This is a genomic window from Streptomyces sp. NPDC029292, assembly GCF_055569295.1.
Window position 1 is genome coordinate 192,683 of sequence record NZ_JBVHXR010000008.1, and the last position, 18,896, is coordinate 211,578.

Annotated in this window: 15 protein-coding genes and 3 pseudogenes; 8 read left to right on the forward strand and 10 right to left on the reverse strand. The window is 71.0% G+C overall.

Features of this window, described 5'->3' with window-relative positions; all coding sequences use genetic code 11:
* Window positions 1-449: 449 nt before the first annotated feature.
* The 4 genes and pseudogenes from ACZ4WS_RS19650 to ACZ4WS_RS19665 all read right to left on the reverse strand — a co-directional run bounded on the left by ACZ4WS_RS19650 (window position 450) and on the right by ACZ4WS_RS19665 (window position 4,736).
* Window positions 450-1,190, reverse strand: coding sequence for a DUF4142 domain-containing protein (locus ACZ4WS_RS19650; RefSeq protein WP_467981985.1), 741 nt, complete (start codon window positions 1,188-1,190; stop codon window positions 450-452).
* 355 nt (window positions 1,191-1,545) lie between these two features.
* Window positions 1,546-1,736, reverse strand: a pseudogene (locus tag ACZ4WS_RS19655) (CorA family divalent cation transporter); the annotation flags it as partial.
* A gap of 503 nt (window positions 1,737-2,239) precedes the next feature.
* Window positions 2,240-3,724 carry a nucleobase:cation symporter-2 family protein gene (locus ACZ4WS_RS19660; protein ID WP_467981986.1) on the reverse strand — a complete coding sequence of 495 codons (1,485 nt, stop codon included), beginning with the start codon at window positions 3,722-3,724 and terminating at the stop codon, window positions 2,240-2,242.
* 289 nt (window positions 3,725-4,013) lie between these two features.
* On the reverse strand, window positions 4,014-4,736 hold the full coding sequence (locus ACZ4WS_RS19665; RefSeq protein WP_467981988.1) for a helix-turn-helix domain-containing protein: 723 nt from the start codon (window positions 4,734-4,736) through the stop codon (window positions 4,014-4,016).
* A 497-nt stretch (window positions 4,737-5,233) separates the two neighbouring features.
* On the opposite strand from ACZ4WS_RS19665, the gene ACZ4WS_RS19670 reads away from it, so the two are divergent.
* The 5 genes and pseudogenes from ACZ4WS_RS19670 to ACZ4WS_RS19690 form a co-directional block, all read left to right on the forward strand.
* Window positions 5,234-6,547: a nucleobase:cation symporter-2 family protein gene (locus ACZ4WS_RS19670; protein ID WP_467982252.1), complete on the forward strand. Its 1,314-nt coding sequence runs from the start codon at window positions 5,234-5,236 to the stop codon at window positions 6,545-6,547.
* Window positions 6,548-6,651: 104 nt separating this feature from the next.
* The gene (locus tag ACZ4WS_RS19675; RefSeq protein WP_467981990.1) at window positions 6,652-7,257 is read left to right on the forward strand and encodes a carbohydrate ABC transporter permease; all 606 of its coding nucleotides are present in this window, start codon (window positions 6,652-6,654) and stop codon (window positions 7,255-7,257) included.
* A gap of 69 nt (window positions 7,258-7,326) precedes the next feature.
* Window positions 7,327-7,893 (forward strand): sugar phosphate isomerase/epimerase family protein, encoded by a 567-nt coding sequence (locus ACZ4WS_RS19680; RefSeq protein WP_467981993.1) that lies wholly within the window; start codon window positions 7,327-7,329, stop codon window positions 7,891-7,893.
* 21 nt (window positions 7,894-7,914) lie between these two features.
* Window positions 7,915-8,460, forward strand: a pseudogene (locus ACZ4WS_RS19685) (hypothetical protein); the annotation flags it as partial.
* Window positions 8,345-8,959, forward strand: a pseudogene (locus ACZ4WS_RS19690) (polysaccharide lyase family 8 super-sandwich domain-containing protein); the annotation flags it as partial. The pseudogenes ACZ4WS_RS19685 and ACZ4WS_RS19690, both read left to right, overlap by 116 nt.
* A gap of 509 nt (window positions 8,960-9,468) precedes the next feature.
* Here the strand turns inward: ACZ4WS_RS19690 and ACZ4WS_RS19695 are convergent.
* On the reverse strand, window positions 9,469-10,629 hold the full coding sequence (locus tag ACZ4WS_RS19695; protein ID WP_467981995.1) for a magnesium and cobalt transport protein CorA: 1,161 nt from the start codon (window positions 10,627-10,629) through the stop codon (window positions 9,469-9,471).
* 172 nt (window positions 10,630-10,801) lie between these two features.
* Between ACZ4WS_RS19695 and ACZ4WS_RS19700 the strand changes: the two genes are divergently transcribed.
* On the forward strand, window positions 10,802-11,905 hold the full coding sequence (locus ACZ4WS_RS19700; protein WP_467981997.1) for a winged helix DNA-binding domain-containing protein: 1,104 nt from the start codon (window positions 10,802-10,804) through the stop codon (window positions 11,903-11,905).
* 21 nt (window positions 11,906-11,926) lie between these two features.
* On the opposite strand, the gene ACZ4WS_RS19705 is transcribed toward ACZ4WS_RS19700, so the two are convergent.
* The gene (locus tag ACZ4WS_RS19705) at window positions 11,927-12,574 is read right to left on the reverse strand and encodes a LysE family translocator (RefSeq protein ID WP_467981999.1); all 648 of its coding nucleotides are present in this window, start codon (window positions 12,572-12,574) and stop codon (window positions 11,927-11,929) included.
* 63 nt (window positions 12,575-12,637) lie between these two features.
* Between ACZ4WS_RS19705 and ACZ4WS_RS19710 the strand changes: the two genes are divergently transcribed.
* Complete coding sequence (locus tag ACZ4WS_RS19710) at window positions 12,638-13,513, forward strand: LysR family transcriptional regulator (RefSeq protein WP_467982001.1); 876 nt, start codon at window positions 12,638-12,640, stop codon at window positions 13,511-13,513.
* Here ACZ4WS_RS19710 and ACZ4WS_RS19715 read toward each other — a convergent pair.
* Window positions 13,501-13,623, reverse strand: a complete 123-nt coding sequence (locus ACZ4WS_RS19715; RefSeq protein ID WP_467982003.1) for a hypothetical protein — start codon at window positions 13,621-13,623, stop codon at window positions 13,501-13,503. The genes ACZ4WS_RS19710 and ACZ4WS_RS19715 overlap by 13 nt on opposite strands.
* Between ACZ4WS_RS19715 and dmpI the strand changes: the two genes are divergently transcribed.
* Entirely contained in the window at window positions 13,622-13,804 is a 183-nt protein-coding gene (dmpI, locus tag ACZ4WS_RS19720; RefSeq protein ID WP_467982006.1) for a 4-oxalocrotonate tautomerase DmpI, read from the forward strand. The genes ACZ4WS_RS19715 and dmpI overlap by 2 nt on opposite strands.
* Before the next feature lie 100 nt (window positions 13,805-13,904).
* Here dmpI and ACZ4WS_RS19725 read toward each other — a convergent pair whose 3' ends face one another.
* The 3 genes from ACZ4WS_RS19725 to ACZ4WS_RS19735 form a co-directional block, all read right to left on the reverse strand.
* Complete coding sequence (locus ACZ4WS_RS19725) at window positions 13,905-14,693, reverse strand: S1 family peptidase (RefSeq protein WP_467982008.1); 789 nt, start codon at window positions 14,691-14,693, stop codon at window positions 13,905-13,907.
* Window positions 14,694-14,952: 259 nt separating this feature from the next.
* Window positions 14,953-17,802: an ATP-binding protein gene (locus tag ACZ4WS_RS19730; RefSeq protein WP_467982009.1), complete on the reverse strand. Its 2,850-nt coding sequence runs from the start codon at window positions 17,800-17,802 to the stop codon at window positions 14,953-14,955.
* Between the two features lie 194 nt (window positions 17,803-17,996).
* Window positions 17,997-18,833, reverse strand: coding sequence for a response regulator transcription factor (locus ACZ4WS_RS19735; protein ID WP_467982011.1), 837 nt, complete (start codon window positions 18,831-18,833; stop codon window positions 17,997-17,999).
* Window positions 18,834-18,896: the final 63 nt, after the last annotated feature.

Here is an 18,896-nt window from a genome sequence, read left to right on the forward strand (position 1 = left end):
CGGATTGTGCAGAACGTGGGAAAGACGGTGGGGGTGGAGCGGGCATGCGCCGACGACGTCGACTCTCTCCTGTTGTGGAGCCACACCTGATGGCATACCTGCGGCGCGTGGTGTGAGGGCCCGCGGAGTTCGTCGGTCTGCCGCCGTGGTGGCCGGCCGGGCAGGGGCTCCTCGCCGGGACCCTCGGAGCCGGGGCTGTCGCCGACATGACGTTCGTCGGTGTCTGGACCGGGATGCCCGCGCCGGCCGACGGCGAGGCGGGCTCGGCCGCTACCTCTGCTCGGTGGCGGATCATCACGGGGCGCCGCTCAAGGTCGACACTGCCAGGGCTGTGAGCGGACCACCCGGCCCAGAGACGCGTTCGCGGTCGTCCGCTCCTATCGGCTTTCCGGCCCTTCCCCGCCATTGCCCTGATGTCCCCCGGAGGGGAAGGCGCCGGCCGGCGTTGATCAGCCGGCCGACGGGCTGGGCGTCGGGGAGGCGGTGTTCACGTTCAGGTCCGGCCGCGGGGTGAGGGCGACGACCGGCGCGCCCGGCTGCGGCGGGGGAGGGGTGACCTGGTCCTTGGGGAGCTTCGGCGGGGTGGTCTGCTGGAAGAGGACTTGGTCGAAGTTGACCGTGCCAGTCTTCTCCAGCACGGTGATGTGGTCGAGGACCGTGTCGTTGGCCAGGTCCGCCAGCTGACGCACCAGGGTGTTCTCGGTGCTGGCGCGGATCTTCGCGATGGCCGGGAAGATCTGGCCGTGCGTGACGCGCATGATGTTGGCGGCCGTGGTGTCGAACTGCTTGCCGGACTGGGCGTTCGAGGTCGCCACGAACTGCTGCTGTTGCGGGGTGGCCTGGTTGGGCAGGGTGATGTTCAGTTCCGGGGCGATCTTGCGACACAGCGCGTCGAGGCCGGCGTGTCCCACGATCAGGTGTTTGCCGGCCTCCCGCATCTCCGGTGTCGAGCCCTTCTTCATCGCGATCTCGCCCAGGGGGTACTCCCACAGTCCGGCTGAGCGGACCTTGACGACGAAGTCGCGGTCGGCCTCGGTGAGTGGGCCGTAGCGGGTGTTGGCGATGATCCGCGTGGGGGAGCTGGATGTGGTCTGGACGCCGAGTATGGCCGGGTAGGCGAGAGCGGCGAGGGTCAGGCTCAACGTGCCGCCCACGAACACCGTTCCTACCAAGTTGCGTGAGACGGGCATGGTGCCTCCTGACGTACGTACGGGGTATGGCAGGGGGTACGGACGTGACAGGCCGGTCGATCATTGCCCTGGGTAAAACTTGCATTGTGCTATGTGTTGTGCGTCACAGCAGGGGGTGGTGTGGCGGGTGGAGCGCACGTGCGACGTGGGCCTTGTGGCGAGCGCGACTGCCGGGGTGCCGACGGAGTGACCTGGGCGGCAGTCCATTGCAGGTCAACGCCTGTGATCGAGGGAAACCGCCCGGATCGGAGCGCGGCTCATTCTCCCCAGATTCTCCCCAGCGGCCTCGAACGCGTCGTCGGCGCCTGCGATCCGGGTTGCACTCCCTCACGGCAGCGCCTCTCGCGATGATTACTCAGGGCCAGTCCCGCCGCTTGAAGATCACGTACAGACTGACGCAAACCACTCCCATCAAACCGATCGCGAAGGGGTACCCGAAGCCCCAGTTCAACTTCGGCATGTTCTCGAAGTTCATGCCGTAAATAGTTCCAACGAGCGTGGAGCAGAGAGAATGACGGCCCAGCTGGAGATCTTCTTGAAGTTGTCTACCGGAAAGCCCTGACTTGCGGCGATGCCGCTGATCCTGCTTCTTGCCTGGGCTGATCCAACTTTCTGGATCTTTCAGATTCCTGTGCTGTTGCGCAGTCGATTCCCCCCACGCGCTCCCCAGCGTCGGCCGTACTCCCCGGATTCTCCCCGGAGGGCCTCGCCGCCAGTGGTCGATGGGGCATGTCGGCACGGCTCTTCCGATGACTTTCCACGGTCACGAAGGGTGGTCACGAGCAGTGTGCACGCGGCGTCCTGGAAGCTGTCGGTGGCCGCGTGGCCGCGTGGCCGCGTGGCCGCGTGGCCGCGTGGCCGCGTGGCCGCGTGGCCGCGTGGGCGATGCCGGCGATGGTCGACGGGCACCCGAGAGACATCGCCACTCTGTCCGCCGTGTGACGCCATCGCGCGATCGTGGATCCCAAGACCGTGAGACGACCCGCGAGAACAGGAAGTTCTCGTGGGTGGGGGCGGCGTGCCGGGACCGCCGCCCCCACCGCCTGTGCTCAGTGCACGGGGGCAGCCGGCGCGAGTGCCGTTTCCGCCGTGGTGTCGTGCTCCGTGGCGTCGGTCCGGTTGCCGCGGCCGATGTGGTTGAAGGCGAGGTTGAGCAGTACCGCGACGATGCAGCCGGTGCTGATGCCGGAGTCGAGGACGATGCGGACGCTCTCCGGGAAGTCGTGGTAGAAGTCCGGGGCGGCCATGGGGATCACGCCGATGCCGAGGCTGATGGCCACGATCAGGACGTTGTCGCCGCGCTCCAGGGCGGCCCCGGCGAGGGTCTGGATTCCGCTGGCGGCGACTGTGCCGAACAGGACGAGGCCGACTCCGCCGAGGACGGGCTGCGGCACCAGGGCGACGACGGACGCCAGCATCGGGCAAAGGCCGAGCAGGATGAGGATGCCGCCGCTCGCGGCGACGACGTACCGGCTGCGGACCTTGGTGATGGCGACCAGGCCGACGTTCTGGGCGAAGGCGCTCGCGGCGAAGCCGTTGAAGAGCGGGCTGACCGCGGTGCCCAGGCCGTCCGCGCGCAGTGCCGCGGCGAGGGTCTTCTCGTCGGCGGGCTTGTCGACGATCTGGCCGAGGGCGATGACGTCGGCGGTGGTCTCGGTCATCGACACAATCATCACGATGATCATGGAGAGGACCGCGGCGACCGTGAACTGGGGCGCACCGAAGTGGAACGGCGTCGGGAAGCCGATGACGTCGGCGTCGGTGACACCGCTGAAGTCGGCCATGTCGAGCGCCAGGGCGATCAGGGTGCCGACCACCAGGCCGAGCAGGATGGAGATCTGCTTGAGGAAGCCGGTCAGCACCCTGCGCAGCACCACAGTGATCAGCAGCGTCACGGCGGCGAGACCGATGTACTTGGCGTCTCCGTAGTCCTTGGCCGACGAGTTGCCGCCCTGGGCCCAGTTGAAGGCGACGGGCAGCAGGGACACGCCGATGAGCGTGATGACCGTGCCGGTGACGACCGGCGGGAAGAACCGGATGAGCTTGCAGAACCAGGGCGCGAGTACGACGCCGAAGATGCCGGCCACGATCACGGCGCCGTAGATCACGGGCAGCGCGTTCTCGGGGCCCTCGGCCTTGGCGATGGCCAGCATCGGGGCCACGCCCGCGAAGGAGACACCGTTGACGAAGGGGAGGCGGGCGCCGACCTTCCAGAAGCCGATGGTCTGGAGCAGGGTGGCGATACCGGCGGTGAAGAGGCTCGCGCTCATGAGGAACGCGATCTCTGTCGTGCTCAGTCCCACGCCGATGCCGACGACCAGCGGCGGGGCGACGACACCGGCGTACATGGCGGCCACGTGCTGGAGCCCGGCGCCGAGGAGTTTGGCGGGCGGCAGGATCTGGTCGACCGGGTGTTTGGCGTTGGGGTCCGCGGCCGGGGCCGGATCGGGCTCGGTGGCCGGTGCAGGGGTGGGACTGGGAGTGGATGGCACGGGACGTTCCTCCTGGACTGCTGTGACGCGCGATGCGCTCATCGAGGGCCCGGCGTCGGGGAGCGGCCGACGCCACCTGGAGCCGGTGGTGTGTTTCGACGACGCGGTCGAGCGGGCGGCAGGAGTGCCCGAGGAGACGGGCAACGCGGAGGTTGCCCGTGGTCAGGTGTCGCGGGGTGAGCGAACTCTGTTGTGCCCTGCCGAAGACTGCACCATCTGATCGTCCACGATGCGGAAAGCAGAATCCATTGGGCTGGGTCCACTCAGTGCCTCATGAGGCGGCGACTCTGTCAAGGGTTTCCCGGCGATGAGTAAGTCGGAGAGGTGCACGTCAGCGCGGTTCCTGGCCGCCGAGCCAGGCCCACAGACGCTCGTCGATCCAGTCGAGGAACACCGCCGCCTCCTGCTCGACCGCCTCGGCGGCGGCCCCCGTCCGGTCGTGGTTCTCGATCCGCTGGTATGCCAGGTGCAACTGCTCCAGGGTGCGCCGGATCTCCTCCTCGGGCACCGGGACGATCTTCGCGACGGGCCGTACGTAATTCGGCCACCACCCGGTGACCGCCTCGCGCAACAGCACACGCAGCTGCCCGGTCCGCCCGCACGCCCTGACGAAACACGCGGGTGGCGGGCGCAGCACGGTGAACAGCGCCTGGGTCTGCCGCGCGGACCCCCGCCAGCGATTGCGCCGCTCCGCCTCGGCGTAGCGGCCGAGTGTCATGCCGACCTCCGTGGCCACCTGTTCCACCGTCAGCCCAAGCAGCGTCCGGCACTGCAGAAGCGTGGCGGGCTCGCCGAGCAGATCGGCCGGCGAACACCACAACGCGGCGGCCAGGGCCTTGATCTGACGGGGTGTCGGTACTCCGGTGCCCTGCTCCCAGGCCAGGAGCGTGTCGGGGTGGAGCAGGTGTCCCTGGAAGGCGGACACGGCCCCGGCGACCTGGTCGGGTGTCAGGTCGAGTCGCTCGCGCTCCTCGGCGGCGCGGCGGGGTCGGAGTGGGGGATAGGCGGAAAATTCGCCCTCGGACAGGCTGTGGAGATCATCTGGGCGTGACATAGCCGGACACCGTAAGCGCGTGTGGCGCCCCCGCCAAGACCCGTGCCTCCGGCAGGCCTTGCGCATCCCTCGTAGGTACCTCCGAGGAATCACAGGAATCGCATGGGTTAATTGGAGGTGTTGACGGAGCCTACCGGAGTCCATAGAGTCCGGTCGTCCACAGCGGAAAGTAAGTTCCGCAAGAAGGAATTGCGCCGATCTCTGCACCACAGAACGCGGCGCGATTCCCATGTCCCCCCTCGGGCAGGTCCGTCCACCTGTTCCGGGTTCCACCGGCCGCACCATGCTCGTGACCGTCCGGCCGTGCGTCTGCCGGGCGGTCTCTCGGAGGGACTGTCCGCATGCGTTCCCCTGGCTCGCGCACGTCAGCCAAGCATCACCGCTCCACCCCGGCCCACTCCGGGCTGCCCACTCTTCCGACTCTTCCCGCGCATCCCGCCGACGAAGTGCTCCCGATACGCCGGATGATCCCCGCCGCACTGCAACACGTGGCCAGCATGTACGCCGGCCTCGCCGCACCTCCCCTGATCATCGGCGGCGCGCTCGGTCTGCCGCCTGCCCAGCTCACTGCCCTGCTGGCCGCGAGCCTGCTCGTCGCGGGCCTCGCCACCGTCGCCCAGACCCTGAACCTCTGGGGCGTAGGGGCCCGGCTGCCCGTCACCAACGGCGTCTCGTTCGCCGTGGTCTCGCCGATCCTGGCCGCCTCCGTGCCGCGCGGGCAGGACACCCTGCCCCTGGTGTTCGGCGCCACGCTCGTCGCCGGGGCCGTCTGCTTCCTGCTCGCGCCGGTCTTCTGCCGGCTGGTCCGCTTCTTCCCAACCGTCGTCAGCGGCTCCGTCATCACGCTGGTCGGCCTCTCGCTGCTGCCGGTGGCAGGGGAGTGGGCCCGGGGCGGTGACAGCGAGGCCGCCGACTTCGGCTCGGCGTCCAACCTGGCGCTCGCCGCCGGAACCCTCGCCGTCACCCTGCTCCTCCACCGGCTCCTCAGCGGGCGTTTCCTCCAGCGGGTCGCGATCCTGCTCGGCCTCGTCGTCGGCACGGCCGCCGCGATCCCGATGGGCAAGGTCGACTTCCAAACCCTTGCTCAGGCACCGCTGTTCGCGCTCCCCGAACCCTTCGCCTTCGGCGCCCCGCAGTTCGAGGCACCGGTCATCGCCACCATGCTCGTCGTCATGCTCGTCTCCATGACGGAGTCCACCGCCTCCCTCATCGCCGTGGGCTCGGTCGTCGGCAGACCCGTCGACGGCCGCGTCATCGCGGGCAGCCTGCGCGCCCAAGGACTGGGCACCGTGCTCGGCGGCACACTGGGGGCCTTCGTCAGCTGCTCCTACGCGCAGAACGTCGGCCTGGTGGCGATCAGCCGCATCCGCAGTCGCTACACGGTCACCCTGTGCGGGGCGATGCTCGTGCTCATGGGTCTCCTACCGGTCCTGGCCTCGCTGGTCGCCCTGGTGCCGCTGCCCGTGCTCGGCGGGGCGGGCGTGGTCTTCTTCGGCTCGATCACCGTCGCCGGCATCCGGACCCTGGCCAAGGCGTCCCTGAGTACCGGCCACAACGGCATCATCGTCTCCGTCGCCCTCGCGTTCGGCCTCTTCCCCGTCGCGTCGAGCGGCTTCTACGACGGTCTGCCCACGCCGGTCACCATGGTGCTGGGATCGGGCATCACGGCGGGATGCCTCGCTGCCGTCCTCCTCAACCTGCTCCTCAACCACTTCGGCCGGGGCAGCGAGGCCAACGAGAGCCACGTCCCCACGGCACAGGTCAACGCCTTCGGCGGCATCGACAGTCAGGCACACCTTCCCCCTCGTTGAGTCAGGCAACGCCGACGACTCAGGGCATGCCGCGCGATGTCGCGCGGCATGCCCTGAGTCGTTGCCGGTCCAGCCCTCGAAGGGCCGGGCCTGCGCCTTGACATGTGATCTTCGAGGTAGGGCTGGCGATCCTGTGGGGCTTCCTCTTCCAGCACGACGGGATCGCGGACGCCCTCGCCGGGGTGATGGGCGTGGACGACCCGCCCAACTGGCTCGGCCAGGAGAACCTGTTCACGGTCATCATGATCGGCCTGGTGTGGACCTCCACCGGCTTCTACACCACCATTCTGATGGCCGCCGTGGACCAGATCCCGCCCGGGCTGTATGAGGACTGCGACCTGTCCGGCGCCAACGCCCTGCAGAAGTTCCGGCACGTCACGCTGCCGCTGATGTGGGACGTGGTCGGGGTGTGCGCGGTGCTGTGGACCATCAGCGCCGTCAAGGTCTTCGAGTTCATCTTCGCCTTCGCGGGCGCCGCCGGGCAGATGCCCGACACCGGCGTCTGGAACACCCGTCTACACGTACGGCGAGGCGTTCGCCTCCGGCGGCATCCCTCGCTACGGCTCCGCCGCCGCGAGCGTCGTCGTCATGCTCACCCTCGTCGGCGTCCTCGTCGTCCTCATCCGCCGGGTGATGCGCCGCGATGCCGTCCAGTACTGACACCCGCACCTCATCAGGAAGGTCACCTCCCTGGAGCCTCCGTTGCCTGACCTGCCCTGCGGCCCCCGCCGGAGTGGGCCTTCAGTACCCTCGGCTGCCCCGAGGCCGGCCTCGACGAAGTGGCCGACCTCGCCCGGGCGAGCGGCAGCACCGGAGTGGAGCTGCGCTGCGCCCCACCCGAGGGCCTGCTCACCCCCATCTCCCCGGCTGCCGCGCGCGACCGTCTGGTCACCCGGCTGAGCTGGGCCGGCGCACGCGGTCTGTGGGTGGCGTCGTACGTACGGGTCGCGGACGAGCGGACCGGCGACTGCGAGGTACTGGCCGAGCTGCGCGGGCTGATCCAACTCGCCGAAGACATCGGCGCGTTGGGGGTACGGGTCTTCCCAGGCGCCTCGGCACCTGGGCGGTCCGCCGACGCGACGGCCGTACGCCGGCTGCGTGCCGCCGTCCCGCTCGCCGCCGACGCCGGGACGCGTCTGCTGCTGGAGACCCACGACTCCCACCCCCGCGCCACGGACGTGGCCCGCGTCCTCGCGGACGTGGACCATCCCGCCGTAGGAGCGGTCTGGGACGTCCTGCACACCTGGCGCGGCGGGGAACGCCCCGCCGACTCCGCGGCGACGCTGGCGCCCTGGCTGCACCACGCCAGCACACCTACGTCCCGTACACCGGCACGTACGGCATGATCCTGCTGCGCAGGCCTCGCCGCCCTCTTCGAGCTGACGGCCGGCTCCGACTGGGAGATCACCGACACCGAGGCCACCCACATCCACGACTCGGTCGACAGCGCCTTCGCGCCCTGGATGTGGAACGGCCTGTGCATGGACGCGGTCCGCGGCAGAGCCGTCAGCCGCTACGCCGAGACCGACTTCTACGACGGCAACCTCATCATCCAGTCGGTACTGAGAGCCGCCAACTCGGCTTCAACGACGGCCCGGTCGACCCGCTTCAAGCAGCTCGCCAAGGGTTCGATCACCCGGGGCGAGTCGTACGCGCCTTCGCCGACTCCTCGACCATCGCCGGTATCGCGCTGGCTGCACCCGTGCTTGCCGACTCCTCGATCACCGCCGCCGAAGAGCCGAACGGCCACGTCCAGTTCCCGGCGATGGACCGGGCCGTGCACCGCGTTCGGGCTGGGCGTACGCCCTCGCCATGTCGTCGTCGCGTGTGGCTTGCTACGAATCGATCAACACCGAGAACACACACGGCTGGCACACGGGCGACGGTATGGGCTATCTGTATCTGGCCGCTGACCTGGGCCGGTTCACCGACGCCTTCTGGCCCAGGTGGACCCGTACCGCATGCCGGGCACCACGGTCGACACCCTCACCCTCGCCGCCGCCGCCGGCCGGCACCGGAACCCGCTCCGCCGCGACCTGGGTGGGCGGGGCGAGCCTCGCGGGCCTGTACGGCAGTGTGGGGATGGACTTCCGGCAGTACGGCTCCACGCTGGTCGCGAAGAAGTCGTGGTTCTGCCTCGACGACTCGGTCGTCTGCCTCGGCGCAGGCATCACCGGCGGCAGCGGCGCGAACGTAGTCACGGTCGTCGAGAACCGAAACCTGCACGAGGGCGGCACTCAGGTGCTGACCGTCGACGGCACCGCCCAGTCCACCTCGGCCGGCTGGTCGAGCACGCTCACTGTGGCGTCGTACACGCATCTGGCGGAAGCGGGCGGCTATCTCTTCCCCGGCGGTGCGACGGTCCAGGCGGTCCGCACCGACAGGACGGGTGCCTGGAGCGACATCAACGTGAGCGGGTACGGACAGCCTGACCCGCCAGTACGTGTCGTTGTGCCTCCCGCACGGAACGGCTCCTTCGTCGGCCTCCTACGCCTACGTCCTCCTCCCCGGCTTCACCAAGGCCCGGACGTCGGCCCGCGCGGCCTCGCCCACGGTCACGGTGTTGTCCAACACGGCCTCGTGCGCTCCGCCCGGACGCGGACACCCCGGCCCCGCCGCGCACGACCGCGACCCTCACGGCCTACGGCGTCTCCGACACGTCGTGGACGGAATCGGCCCTCACCTGGAACACGAAGCCCGCACTTGGCACGGCCCTGTCGACGGTCACCCGCCACCACGACGAAGGCCTGGCTGGCCTTCGACGTGACGTCACACGTCGACGCTACTGGAGACCCGGTCTGCCTCGCCCTTGCCGAGGCGAGCGCGGGACTCGCCGTCATCGTCAACTCCCGCGAGAACACCACGAATCCACCGGTCCTGCGGCTCGTCCTGGCGGATGGCTGATCTCTCGGAGCGGTCCCTCAGAGCCAGTCCCGCCGCTTGAAGATCACGTACAGACTGACGCAAACCACTCCCATCAAACCGATCGCGAAGGGGTACCCGAAGCCCCAGTTCAACTCCGGCATGTTCTCGAAGTTCATGCCGTAAATAGTTCCAACGAGCGTCGGAGCAAAGAGAATCGCCGCCCAGCTCGAGATTTTCTTGATCTCCTCGTTCTGCTCGAAGCCCGCCTCGGCCAACGCGCGCATTTCGGCGTTCTGTTGCTGGGTGACCAGAGTCGCGTTGACCGTGAGGATGTCGGTGAGGGCCAGGCGGAAGGCGTCGACGCGTTCGCTGGTGTGGGTGACGTGGTCGGCGACGTCGCGGAGGTAGCGCTGGAGTTCCTCGTCGGTGCCGTACTTGGCGAAGCCGGCCATCAGGCCGTGCAGCATGCCGACCAGGGGGCGGGTGGCGCGCTGGAACTCGACCATCTCGCGGGAGAGTTCGTAGATGCGGCGGGAGACCTCGGGGTCGCCGCGGAAGACCTCGGTCTCGATCTCGTCGACGTCGTTCTGGACGCCGGAGACGACGGGGACGTAGCCGTCGACGACGGAGTCGAGGATCGCGTAGAGGACGGCCTCCGGGCCGAGCTTCAGCAGCTCCGGGGTGTCCTCCATGCGGCGGCGCACCGCCGAGAGGTCCGGTGCGGCGCCGTGCCGGACGGTGATCACGAAGTCGGGGCCCACGAACACGTGCAGCTCGCCGAACTCGACCTCCTCGGGCGCGTCCAGATAGCGCGCGGCGCGCAGCACGACGAAGAGCGTGTCGCCGTAGCGCTCCAGCTTCGGGCGCTGATGCGCCTCCAGCGCGTCCTCGACGGCGAGCGGGTGCAGGTCGAACTCGGCGGCCAGGGAGAGGAGTTCGGCCTCCGTCGGACGGGCCAGGCCGATCCACGCCATGCCGTGCGGCTCGTCGCGCAGCTGACGGAAGGTCTCGGCCAGTGTCGCCGGGGTCGAGACGCGTACGCCGTCGCGGTAGAGGGCTGCCTGGACGACGCTGCCGGCGTCGGCGGGCTCCGGCTCCGGCGGGTCGGGGCGGGGCGCCAGGGGATTCGCGGGCGGCGCGGCCGGTGGGGTCAGGGCGCGTCGCCAGACGGACTTCCTGGCGCTCTTCGAGGCCGGGCGGGCGCGTCGCTCGGACATCGCGGCTGCCTCCCCTGTCGAATGTCGAACAGTCGGTCGTGCGTCTGTGTGATCACGGAGCAGGATATACGGGTCAAATGTCCCCGGCGCGGGGGCGGGGCACAGTCGAGGGTACGGATCCCCCAAGGATTGCGGACAGGGGGTGTCCGCAAGTCCCACTAGCGTGCGGAGCATGACGAAGACGACCTCCGCGGCACCCGTGCTCGACACCCGCGCACTCAACCGCGCGACCCTCGACCGGCAGCACCTCCTGCGCAGGGCCACCCTCTCCGCCACCGACGCCGTCCGGCACCTCGTCGGCCTCCAGGCGCAGAACGTGAAGCCGCCGTACTACGCCCTCGCCGCCCGCCTGGAGGGGTTCCGGCCCGAGAAGCTGTCGGCGGCCATGGAAGCGCGCGAGGTCGTCCGCATCGTCACCCTGCGCTCCACCATCCACACGCACACCGCCGACGACGCCCTCACCCTGCGCCCGCTCGTGCAGGCCGCGCGCGACCGGGAGTTGGTCACCTTCCGCAAGGGCCTCACCGGCGTCGACCTGGACCGGCTCGCCGCGGTCAGCCGTGAGCTGGTGGAGGCCGAGCCGCGCACCATGAAGCAGCTGCGCGAGGAGCTGCTGGCCGAGTGGCCGGACGCCGACCCGTTCGCTCTCTCCGTCGCCGCCCGCTGCCGGCTGCCGCTGGTCCAGGTCACCCCGCGCGGACTGTGGGGCCGCAGCGGCCAGGTCGCGCTCACCACCGCCGAGCACTGGCTCGGCCGCCCCTCGGAGCCGTCCCCCGCCCCGGACGCGACCGTACTGCGCTACCTCGCCGCCTTCGGGCCCGCCTCCGTCAAGGACATGCAGGCCTGGGCGGGCCTGACCCGGCTGCGTGACGCCTTCGAACGGCTCCGGCCGCAGCTGGTCACCTTCCGTGACGAGAGCGGCGTCGAACTCTTCGATCTTCCCGACGCGCCCCGCCCGGACGCGGACACCCCGGCCCCGCCGCGCTTCCTGCCCGAGTTCGACAACCTGCTCCTGTCGCACGCCGACCGCTCCCGGATCGTGCCCGCCGACCTCAAGGGCCGCACCTGGCAGGGCAACCAGGCGTACTGCACCCTGCTCGTCGACGGTTTCCTGGCGGGCCTGTGGCGGCAGGAGGGGGCGGTCCTCACGATCGAGCCCTTCGGCAGGCTCACGCAGGTCCAGCGGGAGGAGGTCGTGGCGGAGGCCGAGCGGATGCTCACGGTGATGGCGGGCTCGTCGTCGTACGACATCCGTTTCGGGACCGTCGTCAAGTGAACCCTCACCCCGTGGGGGAACTCAGTCCGCCCGCCCCGTTACCGCCACGGTCAGCCCCAGCCCGATCATCGTGAAGCCGCCCGCGCCGCCGATCAGCGACAGACGACGGTCCGAGCGGGCGAACCAGGAGCGGGCCGCGGACGCGGTGAGGCCCCACAGGGTGTCCGTGACCAGGCCGATGGAGATCGGGACCAGACCCAACAGGAGCATCTGGAGGGGGAGTCGGCCCGCCGAGTGGTCGACGAACTGGGGGAGTACCGCGGCGAAGAAGACGATGCCCTTGGGGTTGGTGACGCCGACGAGCGCGCCGTCCAGGACGGTACGCAGATCGCCGCGGGCCGGGGCCGCGGACTCCGCCCGTATCGCCGAGACCTTCATCTCCTTGCGATGCCGGAACGCCTGCACGCCCAGGAGGACGAGATACGCCGCGCCGGCCAGCTTCACCGCCAGATAGACCGTCACCGAGCGCTCGACCAGCGAACCGATCCCGAACGCGACCGCCACGACCAGCAGATACGAGCCGACGACGTTGCCCAGGGCCGTCGCCACCGCCGTACGGCGGCCGTGCGCGAGCGCCCGCCCGATGACGAACAGCACGCTGGGCCCGGGAATCACGATCACCAGCAGCGACATCGCGGCGAAGGCCAGGAAGCGGTCCGTGGACACCACGCCCATCACCTCCAAGGGGGGCTCATTGAAACACGGCTCCCGTCGCGGCCTACAGTCCCGGACATGGAACTGCGGCAGCTCAGTTATTTCGTGACGGTTGCCGAGGAGCTGCACTTCGGCAGGGCGGCGGATCGGCTGCATATCGTGCAGTCGGCCGTCAGCCAGCAAATCCGGCGTCTGGAGCGGGAGCTGGGCGCCGAGCTCTTCGACCGTTCACCTCGGCACGTACGGCTCACCGGTGCGGGCGAGCGGCTGCTGCCCGAGGCGCGGGCGGTGCTGGCCGCGGCGGACCGGGCGCGTGCGGTGGTCGCCCCGGCGCGGGGGCTGCGGATCGGCACCAGCACCGGGCTCGGTGAGCATCTGGACCGGGTGCTCGCCGCCTTCGCCGAACGGGAGCCGGACATCCAGGCCGAGCTGGTCTCGCTGCCGGTGCGGGAGCGGCTCGTCCGGGTCGCGGACGGGCGGCTCGACGCGGCGTTCGTCCGGGCCGCGACGTCCGAAGGGCCCGTACCGGGCGTACGGGTGGTGCCGCTGTGGACCGACCCCCTGGTGGCCGCCCTGCCCGCCGGGCACCCGCTGGCCGCGCGGGACGAGGTGGCCCTCGACGAGCTGGCCGGGCTGCCGCTGATCATCACCGCGCGCCGTCTCAATCCCGCGCTGGTCGACCTGGTGATCGGAGCCTGTCACGACGCGGGGTTCGAGCCGCTGCCGGGACCGGTGAGCGGCTCCTTGCAGGACACGCTCGCGACCATCGGGACTCGGCCGCTGTGGACGGTCGTCTACGCGTCCCACGCGCGCGTCCTGCACACGCCCCGGGTCGCCTATGTGCCGTTCCGGGCGCCGGGGCTCGCGCTCACCACGAGGCTCGCCGTGCACGGCTCGACACCGCCGCCGTACCTGGACGCCCTGCTCGCGGCCTGCGGCGATCACGAAAGCTGATCGCTGCGGTCGCGGGCTGCTTCTTGGTCGGCGACGCCCCACGCGATGGACTGTTCCCACACCGCGGCGAGCACGTCGGAAGGCCGCCGTACACAAGGGAGTTCAGCCATGCCCATCGTCACCATCCAGCAGGGACCGCGCGACGTCGAGCTCAAGCGGGACCTCGTCAAGCGCGTCACCGACGCCTTCGTCGACGCGTACAAGATCCCGGCCGAGAGCGTGCACGTCTGGATCCACGAGGTGCCGGCGGACAGTTGGGGCACTGCGGGGAAGCTGACCGCCGACAAGTAGCGGGAACCGGAGTATGGATAGGGGGCGTTGCGGGCCGCTCGTGGTGGCCCGCAACGCCCCCTGGCATTCACCTGAGTGGTACTCAGGAGGTCATCGGTGACTACGAGTTGACCTGCGTGGTCACCAGGCTCGAGAAGGTCGTCAGACGGGTGTAGACACCCGGGTAGCCGGCCTCCGCGCAGCCCTCGCCCCAGGAGGTGATGCCTGCCAGGACGCCGCCTATGAGCAGCGGGCCGCCGCTGTCGCCCTGGCAGGTGTCGACGCCGCCGGAGGTGTATCCGGCGCAGACCATGTCGGTGGCCACGTAGTCGGAGCCGTAGGAGCTCTTGCAGCTGGCGTCGGAGATCGTCGGGACGGTCGCGGTGCGCAGCTGGTTGGAGGAGCTGCCGTTCTCCGAGGTGGTGCCCCAGCCGACGATGCGGGCGGTGGTGCCGGCCGCGTACACGCCGGTGTCGGAGGACGAGACGTACGACGCCGGGGTGTACGACATCGCCGTCGACAGGGTCAGCACGGCCACGTCGTCGCCGTTGGTGGCGTCCGTGTAGCTGGGGTTGACCCAGATCTTGCTGACCTTGCTGACGGTGCCGTTCGTGCCGTTGAGGTAGGTGCGGCCACCGACCACGCGGACGCTGCTCGTGGTCTCGCCGACCATACAGTGCGCGGCGGTGACGACCTTCTTGGCCGCGACCAGGGTGCCGCCGCAGAACTGGCTGCCGGACGCGTCCGTGATCTGCATCATGAACGGGTATGCGGTCGTCGTGGTCGTCGTGCCGCCGACGATCGGCTGCGACGCGGCGACGGCGGCGGGCGCGCCGAGCAGCGCGGTCGCCGCGGCGGCGGTCGCCGCGCAGGCGGCAGCGGTCTTCTTGGCGCGGTTGAGCCCGAACATGGGTCTCCTCGAAAGTTGCCGGTGGGGGGACGCGCGGGTGTGGGGGGTCAGGCACGGCGCGAGTGGGTGTGCGCCGTGTGCCCGAGCGAGCGGCACGACGTTCACGCTAGAAGGGGTTGCCTTCCGCCTCCAATGAGGGAACCCCCTAGGGGAGTTGGGGGAGGGAAAACCCTTGGTCGCGAGGGATCGTGTTTAGTGCGCGGTGCCGCCCGGTTGGTCCCGTTCAGGGGCCTCGGGGCGGGCTGGCATCTCCCCTGCGTTACCCGGTCCTGCGCTCCGCCGCCAAGCGCACGATGTCGACCCGCGACCGAATCCCCAACTTCCGGTACACCCGCGTCAGTGTCGCCTCCACCGTCTTCACACTGATGAAGAGACGCGCGGCGATCTCGCGGTTCGTGGCGCCCTCCATCACGAGTGCCGCGACCTGGCGTTCGGTCGCCGCGAGGGTGTCGAGGGCGGCGGAGGCGAGGGGGGCCGGGGCGGGACGGGCGGTGGACGCCGTTTCGACCTGGCGGAGCCAGGGGTGGGCACGGCAGCGGCGGAAGAGGCGGGCCGCCTCGTCGTAGGAGGTGGGGCCGGGCATGGGGGTCCCCCCTGCTCGAGCGAAGCCGAGAGCTTGGGGGAGGGTGCGCAGACCGGCGAGGGCGTACGCGGCCCGCGCCTCCTCGAGGCCGTAGCCCAGCTTGGCGAGGCGGTCCTGGGCGGAGGTCAACTGCCGTTCGGCGGGTCCCTGCTCGCCGCGTGCGGCGCGTATCAGGGCCTCGGCGCGGTCGAGGACGGCGAGCACGCTCTCGCGGCCGAGGCGCAGCGCCCGTTCCCGGGTGGCGTCGACGACGTCCTGCGCCTCGACGGGTTCACCGATCCGCACCAGCGCCTCGGCGAGGTCGCCGTGCCAGCGGCCCCGGGCGGGGTCGGTGACCCCGAGCCGCTCCTCCAGTTCCCGTACCCGGCGCAGCGCCCGGACCGTGGCCGGCGCGTCCCCGGCGACCAGATGGGCGTGCCCGAGGGCGCCCAGAGCCCGCGACAGATAGATCAGGTCGCCGTCCTCCTCGGCGCGGTCGACGGCCTCCTGGGCCAGCGCGAGCGCCCGGTCCACATCGCCGCCCGCGGCCTCGGCGAGCGAGGCGAACATGGCGGTGGCCGCCTCACCGATCCCGGTGTCCCGCGCCAGGCGCAGGCTCTCGCGGGCGAGGTCGAGGGCCCGGCCGCAGTGCCCGGAGCGCAGCTCGGTCTCGGCGAGCCCGCGCAGGAAGTGCACCTCGCTCTCGACCATGCCGCGCCGCCGCACCTCGCGCAGCAGCGCCGTGATCGTCGTACGGGCCTCGGCGAGCTGGTCGCTCATGATCAGCCAGCGGAAGCGGACCGCGCCCGCGCCGTTGTGGTCGCACGCGACCCGGGCGTCCTGCGGTTCGCGCATCGCCCGCTGGATGGTTCCCGGGGCGCCCGGGTGCCCCATCAGGGTCTCCATCTGCGCCTGGAAGGCCAGCGCGAGGAGTTCGGTGGGCCGGTCCGCGGCCCGGGCCGCGAGCCGCGCGGCGCTGGCGGCCTCCTCGCGGGCCTTGGCCATCTCGCCCTCCACGAGGAGCGCCCGCCACGCCAGTTGGTAGCGGACGAGGGCGAGCAGTCGCGGGTCGTCGCCCGCGTCCGCGAGTGCCTGCGGGAAGACGGCGTCGATCTCGGCCATGGAATGGCCCGCGGCGTCGATCACGACGATCCAGGCCCGTACCCGGTCCGCGGGCGCGGTGGCGCGGGCCAGCACCTGACGCGCGATGTCCCGCGCGATGTCCGTGTCGCCGGCCGTCAGCGCGTCCTCGGCCGCCTGCAACCGCCGCTCGTCCCGGCCCGGAACGGTGTCCGGCGGGGTGTGCCGGGCGGCCAGCAGCCCGAGCCCCGCGGCGACCGACGGCGCGCCGCGGTCCCGGGCCACGTCCGCTGCCTCGCCGAGCCGCGCGGCGACCCGCGGGTCCGTACCGGTCGTGGCCAGGGCGAGATGGCGGGCCCGCTCGATGGGGTCGGAGGCCGCCGTGGACAGCGCGGCGTGGGCCGCGCGCCGCTCCTGGGGACTCGCCTCCGCGTACAGGGCGGCCGAGATGAGGGGATGCGCGAACCGGATGCCCGGTGTCTCGCGCTCCGTGGCCAGGAGCCCGAGCGAAGCGGCGAGCGCCGTCTCCGCCTCGGCGTTCACGCGCCCCGCGGAGTGCAGCAGCGCCAGCGTGGGGCGGGCGCCCGCGCTCGCCACGAGCAGGGTGCGGCGGGCCTCGGCGGACAGCATGTCCAGGCGGCTGAGGACCAGCGCGCGCAGCGAGGTCGGCACCGGGAGCGGTTCGCCCGGACTCGGCGGGGTCGGGGACTCGGCGAGAGCGCGCCCCAGCTCCAGCGCGAAGAGCGGGTTGCCGCCGCTGGTGCGGTGGATGTCCCGCACGGTGGAGCGGGGCAGGCCGGTGTAGCCGCGGTGGCCGAGGAGTTCGGCCACATGGGCGCGGGAGAGCGGGGCGACCCGCACGGCCAGGGTCTCCGGCGGGGACGCGCGTAGATGGCGATCGTGCTGTTGTCCCTGGGGTTCGGTGTCCGTGCGTACGGCGCACAGCATCCGTACGGGCATGCCGCCGAGGCGGCGGGCGGCGAAGCCGAGCAGCTCGGTACTGGCCGGGTCGAGCCACTGCAGGTCGTCGGCGACGATCAGCACCGGGCCCTGGGCAGCCAGCGCGCGCAGCACGGACAGCACCGCGAGCCGCAGGGCGAGCCCGTCGCGTTGCAGGGTCGATTCGCCGCGGCCGGTGAGCGCCGATTCCAGGGCGGTGCGCTGCGGGGCGGGCAGCCGGTCGGAGACCTCGTCGACGACCAGGCCGATGAGGTCGGCCAGCGCGAGGAAGGGGAGATGGGATTCGGACTCGGTGGCCGAGCAGCGCAACACGGTCCGTGCCGATTCGGCGCATTCCGCGGCCAACGCCCGCAGGATGGTCGACTTTCCTATTCCCGCGGGGCCGTGCACCAGCACACTGCCTCCGCCGGAGAGCTGCTCACGCGCCCCCGCGAAGAGCTCCTCCCGGCCGATGACCAGGTCGGGGCGGGGTCTCGCAGGCTCCTTGAAGTCCCCTCGCACGGTCACCGCTCCCCTCGTGTGTCGTGTCCGGGCCAATATTAGGCAATGTCTCTTTGAATTTCGGACTGTCGGGGTGGTGAGGGAAATAACAGGGGTTACGCATAAGGCATTTCAGTGGGGCGCCAAATGAATGGCCAACAACTTCACGGGGCCCGCGGAGCGGCCGGGGCAGGGGCGCGGAGCGTCAAAAGCCGCCGGACCTACGGCAACAGCCCGGCCCGCCGCGCGGCGACCACCGCTTCCAGCCGCGTATGAGCACCGAGCTTGCGCATGGCCGACCGCAGGTAACCCTTCACGGTCTCCGCGCGCAGCCCGAGCCGCTCCGCGGCGACCGCGTTGGTCGCCCCCGCCGCGACACACGCGAGAACGTCCACCTCACGCGGCGCGAGATGGACGTGCCGCGCGCCGATCCCGGGCGAGGCACCGGCCAGGCGCCCGCACACGGAGAGGAGTTCGGCCCGCAACGCCGGGTCGGGAATCCGCGGCGCCAGCGCACGCAAGGCACCGTGCGCCTCGCGCACCTCCTCCCACGCGGCGCCGCCCACCGCCGGGTCGGGCTCGCGCGCGAGGGCCAGCAGCTCCCGCGCCTCGTCGCGGACGACCAGCGTCTGCTCCACGTCCCGGGCCGCCGCCACCGCCGCGCTGAGCGTGCGGTCACCCAGAGGCTGGGCGGTTCGCAGGGCGCCGTACAACACGCCGCGCACCCGGCGCCGTACGACGACAGGGACCGCGAGCACGGAGCACAGCCCCTCCGTGGCGACCGCCACGTCGTACTCGTGGCTGATCTGCCGTGAGGACGAGTAGTCCGTCACGGCGCACGGCCGGGCGAGGGCCACCGCCTTGCCGCCCAGGCCGTTGCCCGACGACACCGCGAGCGCGCTGAGCGCGGCCGTCGCCGTACCGCTGAGTTCGCTGATGCGTACCTGCTGGCGCCCGGGCTCGACCAGGCCGCCGAAGGCGACCGGCAGTCCCGTCGCGCGCCGCAGCCGTACCAGCGCACCACGCATCTCCACCGCCTCGGCTGCGTCTGCTGCCACCTGCTCGCCCCTTCATCGCGGCGCACCCCCCGTTCGGGGGTGGTGAGACCTGCATCACGGAAT